Source organism: Roseisolibacter sp. H3M3-2 (genome assembly GCF_029211165.1).
In the GTDB taxonomy this organism is placed as follows: Bacteria; Gemmatimonadota; Gemmatimonadetes; order Gemmatimonadales; family Gemmatimonadaceae; genus Roseisolibacter.
On record NZ_JARGEK010000243.1, the window covers coordinates 1 to 7,516 of the forward strand.

General features: G+C 77.0%; 5 protein-coding genes and 1 pseudogene. 1 reads left to right on the forward strand and 5 read right to left on the reverse strand.

The features are described from left to right. The 3 genes and pseudogenes from PYV61_RS17415 to PYV61_RS17425 all read right to left on the reverse strand — a co-directional run. Positions 1-803, reverse strand: a pseudogene (locus PYV61_RS17415) (hypothetical protein); the annotation flags it as partial. A 205-nt stretch (positions 804-1,008) separates the two neighbouring features. Further along, on the reverse strand, positions 1,009-1,302 hold the full coding sequence (locus tag PYV61_RS17420; RefSeq protein ID WP_275833936.1) for a hypothetical protein: 294 nt from the start codon (positions 1,300-1,302) through the stop codon (positions 1,009-1,011). Positions 1,303-1,403: 101 nt separating this feature from the next. After that, complete coding sequence (locus PYV61_RS17425) at positions 1,404-3,614, reverse strand: prolyl oligopeptidase family serine peptidase (RefSeq protein WP_275833938.1); 2,211 nt, start codon at positions 3,612-3,614, stop codon at positions 1,404-1,406. A 216-nt stretch (positions 3,615-3,830) separates the two neighbouring features. On the opposite strand from PYV61_RS17425, the gene PYV61_RS17430 reads away from it, so the two are divergent. Next, the gene (locus tag PYV61_RS17430) at positions 3,831-4,343 is read left to right on the forward strand and encodes a hypothetical protein (RefSeq protein WP_275833940.1); all 513 of its coding nucleotides are present in this window, start codon (positions 3,831-3,833) and stop codon (positions 4,341-4,343) included. Positions 4,344-4,403: 60 nt separating this feature from the next. Here the strand turns inward: PYV61_RS17430 and PYV61_RS17435 are convergent, their stop codons facing one another. After that, positions 4,404-7,115, reverse strand: coding sequence for an ATP-binding protein (locus PYV61_RS17435; RefSeq protein WP_275833942.1), 2,712 nt, complete (start codon positions 7,113-7,115; stop codon positions 4,404-4,406). Between the two features lie 97 nt (positions 7,116-7,212). Then, the coding region (locus PYV61_RS17440) for a DbpA RNA binding domain-containing protein (protein ID WP_275833944.1) at positions 7,213-7,516 on the reverse strand (304 nt) is incomplete at its 5' end.

Genomic DNA, 7,516 nt, shown 5'->3' on the forward strand with positions numbered 1-7,516 from the left:
CGCGGGTACTCGACCGCCCGCGCCGGCGTCGGCGACACGCGACGCCCGCGGGGCGCGCGCAGGGCGACGGCGGGACGGTCGGCGGGGGGCTCGTCGTCGGGCTCCGGCGGATCCCACGCCGGCGCGCGGCGCAGGTGCCACCAGCAGAGGAACTCCAGCTCCTCGGGCGACGCGTCGATCGCGCGCGCGAGCGCCAGGAAGACCTGCCGGAACGCGACGTAGTCGGCGGCCGCGTGCCCGGTGGCGACGAAGAGCGCGTCCTCGAGCGTCAGCGCCTGCCGCGCCGACGGGTGGTAGCCCGGCCAGTCGGCGGGCGCCTGCGCGTGCCAGCAGACGCTGGCCAGGAACACCGCGCGCGCGCCGTCGCGGGCGCCGAGCGCGCCCACCAGCGCGTCGAGCCGCGCGCGCGCCTCCGCGTCACTCGCGGGGAGCGACAGCGCGGCGCGGAGCGCCCGCTCGAGCGGGCGCGGCTCGGGCGCGCGCCGCGCGAGCTGGTTCAGGAACATCGCCCCCGAGGCGCCGCGCAGCCCCAGCGCGTCCCACTCGCGGCGCGTGCGCCGGTCGAGCGTGGAGCGCAGCTCCTCCAGCCCGGCGTCGCCGGCCACGAACCGCTCGACGAGCGCGCGGAGCTCGGGGAGGGCCGCCCGCCGACGCGCCGTCCACCGCGCGTACTCGGCGACGCCCTCGGCGTCGGCGGCCAGCTCCTCGCGCAGCAGGCGCCAGTTCTCGGCCTGCAGGCTGGTCGGCCCGTCGGCGGCGGGCGCTCGCACGGCGGCCGCGAGGGCGCGGCGGGACAGCTTCATACGTCGGGGTACGGCGGGCCGAGCACGACCGCCGGCGAGCAGCTGCGCCCGCCGGCGGGATCGACATCGTGAGCCGGGCTAATTCTCGGCTCGCTACCAACCACGCAGTCTACCGCGCGGGTCCGGCCCGTGACAGGGCACGGCGGGCTGCGGACTGCGGACTGCGGGTTCGATCGGAATCCGCAGCCCGCAGCCCGCCGCTTCTTTACGGCTTCCGCCCGCCCGGGTAGTACAGCGTGTCGCGGGTCGAGTCGTTGGCGAGCACGCCGCCCGCGCGGGCCGCGGCGCTGTCGATTCCGTCGGCCGGGCTCACGCCGGCGGCCCGCAGGCTGTCGAGGCGCCGCTGCGCGTCGACGTAGGCGCTGTCGCTGGCGCTGTCGATCGCGCCGACCGACGGGGCGACCGAGGCCGCCGAGTCGACGACGGCGTCGTCGGAGCGGCCGCCGCAGGCCGCGAGCGCCGCGAGCGCGAGCGAGAGGGTCAGGGTGCGGTGCTTCATGGTGTCCTCCGTATCGGGGTCGGCCGTGCGGCCGGTGGATGCGAGCAGGGCGGCGCCGTCGGCGCCGCCCGTCCCCGAGGCGAGGACCGTGCCCCCCGCCCTCAGCGCTCCCGCGTGGCCGTGCGCCCCGCCGCGCGTCCGGGCATCAGCATGCGCTCCAGGAAGTCGGCCACCGCCGAGTTGACGCGGACGCTGTTCGCGTGGCGCATGAAGTGGTGCGTGTCGTCCGGGATGACGAGCTCCTCGTAGCGCACGCCCGCGGCCGCCAGCCGTCGGGCGAGGTCGACCGTCTGGTTGAAGCGCACGTTGCGGTCGTCGTCGCCGTGGATGAGCAGCACCGGCGAGCGCCATCCGGCCAGCGACGCGACCGGCGACGACTGCCACGCGACCTCGAGCGCGCGCATCGCGTCGGGCGGCGTCTCGAAGCGCGAGCGGTCGAGCATGCCGCGGGCGCGCTCCTGCGTCCAGTCGTGCACGCCGTGCACGTCCACGCCGGCGGCGAACAGGTCGGAGTGGCGGGCCAGCGCCATCGCGGTCAGGAAGCCGCCGTACGAGCCGCCCCAGATCCCGATGCGCGCCGGGTCGACGTCGGGGCGCGTGCGCAGCCAGCGCGCCGCGGCCTCCACGTCCTGGTACTCCCCCGCCCCCTGCGCGCCCGTGCCGCTCGGCCGGTGGAACTCGTAGCCGTAGCCGATGCCGAGGCGGTAGTTGACCGACAGCACCACGAAGCCGCGGCTCGCGAGGTACTGGTTCACCGCGTACGTGTTCGCGTAGTAGTCGCCGTAGTGCCAGCCGAGCAGCATCTGCCGCGGCGGGCCGCCGTGCACGAAGACGACGGCGGGGCGCCGGCCGCCCGCGGGGGCGGGCGTCGTCGGCGTGAACAGCTGCGCGTGCACCTTCACGCCGTCGGGCGCGTCGTACACCACCTGCGTCGGCGTCACGAGGCGCGACGCCGGGAAGTCGGCGGGGATGCGGTCCTGCGCCAGCAGCGTCGGCGCGCCGGCGGGGGCGCCGTCGCGCAGCGGCATCGCGGTCGGGAGCGGCGGGCGCTGCGGGGTCGCGCTCACGTACACCACGTGCGCGCCGTCGCCGGTGACCACCGGCATCCACTCCAGCCCCGTCCCCGGCGTCAGCACGCGCGCGGCGGCGCGGTCGACGGGGACGTGCAGCACGTGCCGGCGGTCGATGTCGCGCGCGTCGGGCCCCGTGTTGGCCGACGCGAGCAGCGCGCGCCCGTCGGGGCTCATCGACACGTGCTCGATCATGTAGTTGCCGGGCGTCAGCAGCGTCGCCTCGCCGCCCGCCTCGGGGACGCTGTACAGGTGCGGCCACCCGTCCTGGTACGACGCGAAGGCGATGCGCCCCGCCTTCGTCCAGTGGAGATTCGTGCCGCCGTGCGTGGAGGGCGGCGAGCCGCGCAGCGTCGCCGGCGCCTGCCAGAGGCGCGCGGCGGGGCACCCCTCGTCGGCGGTCGGCGAGGCGAGGCAGCGCGTCACGTCGGCGGTCCAGATCCCCCAGGGCTGGTGGCGCGCGACGAGGAGCGAGTCGGGCGCGCCGCCGCTGCCGGGGCGCCGGACGAAGGCGAGGCGCGCGCCGTCGGGCGACCAGCGCGGCGAGCCGTCGCGCGACGTCGACGGCGCGAGCCAGCGCACCGGCGTCGAGTCGCCGCTCCACACGCCGACGAACGCGTGGTCGCCGCGCCCCGACACGAACGCGAGCCGGCGCCCGTCGGGGGACCAGCGCGGGTCCGACGGCTCGCCGCGGGTCGCGATCCACCTCCGCGCGGGCTGCGCGCCGTCGAGCGGCGCCACCCAGACCGCGCGGTCCTTCACGAACGCGACGCGCTGCCCGTCGGGCGAGAGCGCCGGCTCGTCGCCGCCGTCGGCCACCACGCGCGGCGCGGCGCTCCCGTCGAACGGCGCGACCCACAGCTGCAGCTTCTGCCCGCCGGGGCTCGACGTCGGGTCGACGGGGACGTGGTCGTCCCAGTTCCCCGAGTGCTCGCCGCCGCGCACGTACACGACCCACTTCCCGTCGGCGGAGACGGAGACGCCGGTGAGCTCCTGCCCGTCGTCGGCGGCGTGCCGCGTGAGCTGCCGCGCCGCGAACCGCGGGCCCTCGGCGACCCACACGTTGCGCCGCCCCTGCTCGTCGAACGCCCAGGCGACGCGGGCGCCGGTGGCGGCGGCGGCGAGCTCGGTGGGGAACGGGTACCCCTTGAGCTGCGCCATCGTGAACGTCGGCGCCTGCGCGGCGAGCGCGGCGGGAAGGACGAGCGAGGCGAACGCGGCGAGCGCGACTGGACGTGGCACTGGACGATGCATGGACGGTCTCCGGGCGTGCGACGGGGCGGACGCCTCACATGATGCCACCTGGAACGGAAGCGCGCGAACCGGCGCCGGATCGGCGCCCCCGCGGCCCGGACCGGCACGGATCGCGCTTTCCCACGACGGCCAACGGGTGGAGGCGCGCGCGGGAACCGCGACCCGCCGCCGCGCCTTGCCCCGGGGACCCCAGCGGAGGACGCCATGGCCGATCGTACGCACTCGCACGGACTGATTCGGGAAGGGCTCGCGACCGGGATGCTCGGCGCCGTCGCGGTGGCGCTCTGGTTCCTGCTGGTCGACTCGCTGGCCGGACGTCCGCTGCACACCCCCGCGCTGCTCGGCGCGGTCGTCACCGGCGCCGCGGACCCGGCCCTGGCGGCCGACGGCGACGGGCGCCTCGGGCTGGCCGCGCTCTACAGCCTCGTGCACGTGGTGGCGTTCGGCCTCGTGGGCATCGCGGCCGTCTTCCTGGTGCACCGCGCCGAGCGCTCGCCGTCGATGGTGGCGCTGCTGCTGATGCTGTTCGCGGCGGTGGAGGTCGCGTTCACCGGCTTCGTCGCGCTCCTCGAGGTCAACGCGATCGGCGACATCGCGTGGTACCAGGTGGCGCTCGGCAACGTGGTCGCCGCGGTCGTCATGGGCTGGTACCTCGTGCGCAGCCACCCGGCGATGACGGCGGGGTGGCGGACGCTGGCGACGGACGACGGGAGGTAGGACGCTGCGGGCTGCGGGCTGCGGGTTCGGATCCGCAGCCCGCGGCCCGCAGCGCGCCGGTCAGTCGCCCCGCGGCAGCATGAGGGTGAACACCGACCCCTCCCCGACACGGCTCTCCGCCGTCAGCTCGCCCCCCATGCGGCGCGCCAGGTCGCGGCTGATCGCGAGCCCCAGCCCCACGCCGTCGCTCGGCGCGCGCAGGTCGCGCCCCACCTGCACGAACGGGTCGAAGATCCGCTCCAGCGCCTCGGGCGGGATGCCGATCCCGGTGTCGCGCACGCGCACCGCGACCTCGGTCGGGCCTTGCTCGCAGTCGACGGCGACGCGCCCGCCGGCGTCGGTGAACTTCACCGCGTTCGACAGGAGGTTGAGCAGCACCTGCCGCACGCGCTCCTCGTCGGCGCGCACGCGCAGCCCCGGCGGGCACTCGCCGCGCGCGAAGCGCAGCGACTTGGCGGCCAGCTGCGGCGTCACCAGCGCCTCCACCTCCAGCAGCGTGGTGCGCAGCTCGACGTCGCGCACCTCCAGCTCCATCTGCCCCGCCTCGAGCTTGGCGAACGACAGGATGTCGTTGATCAGCCCGAGCAGGTGCTGGCTCGCGCGCTTGATGCGCTCGAGGTCCCCGCGCTGGTCGTCGGTCACCGGGCCGCGCAGCCCCATGAGCACCAGGTCGGCGTAGCCCGCGATCGCGTTCAGCGGCGTGCGCAGCTCGTGCGACACGGTGCGCAGGAACTGGCTCTTGGCGAGGTTCGCCTCCTCGGCGCTCTCGCGCGCGCGCTCCACGGCGCGGCGCGCCTGCACCTGGTCGGTGACCTCGTGCGCGACGGTGAGGATCCCCGTCACCGCGCCGCCGGCGTCGCGCAGCGGCTCGTAGATCAGGTTGAAGTACGCGTCGCGCGGCCCCGCGCCGTCGCGGTCGAAGCGCACCGGCAGCTCGACCGCCACGAACGTCTCGCCGGCCGCGTACACGTGGTCGAGGCGGTCGGCGACGGCGGGGCCCAGCTCGGCCAGCACCTCGCGCGCGGGTCGCCCGATCGGCTCCCCGCCGCGCAGCAGGCGGCGGTACGACGCGTTCGCCAGCTCGAACACGTGGTCGGGGCCGCGCGTCGCGCTGATCGCCACCGGCGCCTGCTCGAACAGGCGGGCCATCCGCTCGCGCGCGTCGCGCTCCGCGTCCGCCAGCCGCGCGCGCGTCTCCTCGTGGCGCACCGCGTCGGTGACGTCGTCGAACAGCGCGTAGGCGCGGAACGGGCGGTCCTCGCCGGGGCGCACCTCGGGGGCCGCGTCCACCTGCAGCCACCGGTGCTCGCCGAGCGCGGGGTTGAGGATCCCGACGCGCGCCCCGCGCACCACCTCGCCGCGCACCGCGGCGCGCGCCGACGGGAAGTCGGCGGGGGCCAGCGGCCCGCCGGCCGCGTCCACCGCGCGCCACGCGGGGTCGGCGGGGGCGCGCCCGGTCAGCTGGTCCAGCGAGAGGCCGAGCAGCCGCTCGGCCGCCGGGTTGGCGTCGGTGATCCTGCCGTCGCCGTCGAGGTAGACCACGCCCTGCGCCATGCTGTCCCACAGCGCGCGGAACCGCGCCTCGCTCGACGCCAGCGCGGCGTTCGAGACCTGCAGGTCCTCCGCCTGCGCCTCCAGCTCGGCCGCCTGCTCCTGCAGCTGCGCGGCCTGCATCTCCATCTCCACCGCCTGCTGCTGCAGCTCCTCGTTCTGCGTCGCCAGCTCGTGCGCCTGCTCGGCGAGCCGCGCGCGGTCGGCGCGCAGCGCGGCGGTGAGCCGCAGCCGCGCGACCACGTGCGACGCGCGGCGCGCCAGCTCCTCGGCGTGCGCCAGGTCGCGCTCCGTGTAGCGGCGGCGCGCCTCGGCGGCGACGAGCGAGATGGCGCCGAGGACGCGCGCGCCGTCGCTCGCCGCGCCGTCGCCGGCCGCGCGCTCGTCGGCGAGGATCGGGACGATGATCGCCGAGCAGAGCCCGAGCGCGCGGATCAGGCGCAGGTGGTCGGCGTCGCGCGCCGCGGCGACCAGCAGCTCGTCCGGGACCTCGCGCATCAGCACCGGGCGCGCGGAGCGGAGCACCAGCGGCACGCCCTGCTCCACGTCGCGCGGGTCGGGCGGGTAGCGCTCCGCCAGCTCGTGCGCCAGCGCGACCTTCGACGGGTCGACGTGGGCGACCGCGACGCGCCGCCCGTGCGGGCGCACCGCGTCGGCCAGGTCGACGGCGCACCAGTCGGCGAGCCGCGGCACCGCCACCTGCGCCAGCGCGCCGAGCGCCGCGTCGACGTCCTCGGCGAGCGCCGCGGCCGACCCCGCGTCGGCGAGCACGCCGAGGGCGAGCTCGTTCTGCTTCGCGTCGTCGATGTCGGTGCAGGTGCCGAACCAGCGCACGATGCGCCCCGCGTCGTCGCGCAGCGGCTCGGCGCGCCCGAGGAACCAGCGGTAGCCGCCGGTGGTCCGCTCGCGGAAGCGGTACTCGATCTCGTACGACTCGCCGGTCTGCAGCGAGTGCGCCCACACCGCCTGCGCGCGGTCGTAGTCGTCGGGGTGGAGGAACTCCTTCCAGTTCCACCCCTGCCCCGTCTCGTGCTCGCCCCCCGGGTCGTCGGGGCGCGGCATGCCCGTGTAGGCGTACCAGCGGGCGTTGAAGTAGTCGTGGTACCCGTCGGGGGTGGTCGACCACACGAGCTGCGGCATCAGCTCGGCCATCGCCCGGAAGTCCGCCCCCGGGCCGGCGACGGGGCTGGGCGCGGTCGTGCGGAGGTCTGGCTGCGACATCAGGGGCCGGGCGTGGGACGGCGAGGGGGCGGCGGCGCCCCGGGGGCTGCGAGAAGCATACCGCGCGGCCGCGCCCGCCGCCCCCCCGCGCGCCGCGTCAGCCCTCGTCGCGGTCGCGGCGCGCTTCGACCCGCCGGCCGCGGATCGTCGTGTCGCGCAGCGCGCGCACGACGCGGTCCGCCGCCTGCCCCGGCACCTCGACCAGCGCGAAGCGGTCGGAGATGTCGATCGCGCCGATGTCGCGCGCGTCGACGCCCGCCTCGTTGGCGATCGCGCCCACCAGGTCCGCGGGGCGGAGCCCCGCCTGCCGCCCGAGGCCGACGTACACGCGCGCCGTGTCGCCGCCCCCACGCCGTCCGCCGCGCGGGTCGCGGTCGCGCGGGTCGCGCAGCCGCGGGCCG

Bases quoted from the DNA above. Each gene is read 5' to 3' on its own strand.
- PYV61_RS17420 (WP_275833936.1), bottom strand. From the start codon at position 1,302: ATGAAGCACCGCACCCTGACCCTCTCGCTCGCGCTCGCGGCGCTCGCG.
- PYV61_RS17430 (WP_275833940.1), top strand. From the start codon at position 3,831: ATGGCCGATCGTACGCACTCGCACGGACTGATTCGGGAAGGGCTCGCG.
- PYV61_RS17435 (WP_275833942.1), bottom strand. From the start codon at position 7,115: ATGTCGCAGCCAGACCTCCGCACGACCGCGCCCAGCCCCGTCGCCGGC.